Source organism: Spirulina sp. CCY15215 (genome assembly GCF_016888125.1).
Lineage (GTDB): Bacteria > Cyanobacteriota > Cyanobacteriia > Cyanobacteriales > Spirulinaceae > CCY15215.
The window spans coordinates 1-362 of record NZ_JACSWA010000033.1 but is presented as its reverse complement, the minus strand read 5'-3'; the positions used below and the strand labels follow the sequence as shown (position 1 = coordinate 362).

Annotated in this window: 1 protein-coding gene; it reads left to right on the top strand. The window is 46.1% G+C overall.

Annotation, left to right across the window (positions count from 1 at the left end; genetic code table 11):
* Window positions 1-362 (top strand): hypothetical protein (locus JUI58_RS00135; RefSeq protein ID WP_204101739.1); only part of this gene is annotated, 362 nt, incomplete at both ends.

Sequence of the window (362 nt, the reverse complement as noted above, 5' to 3'; positions counted from 1 at the left end):
ATAATTATCAAACTTTAACGGGAAATCCCAATCAATTTGCTTTCGATTTGGCACAGCCTGGAGCGATAATCAATGCCGGAAATTTGACGGCGACGGGAGGCGATATTACACTGATGGGGGGAACTGTTGTCAATACGGGCAGTATTGAAGCTGGTACGGTAACGCTTGCGGCGGTACCCGGTAGCAGTTTAATTCGCATTCAGCAAGCAGGAAGTTTGTTGAGTTTGGAAGTCGAAGCCCCTCGGGATAGCAATGGGGAAATTTTACCCTTTACGGCTTTGGATATTCCCGAATTATTAACCGCTTCTGGGACTGAAAATGCGACGCTAAATACTGCCAATGAGGGAGATTTGATTATTGCG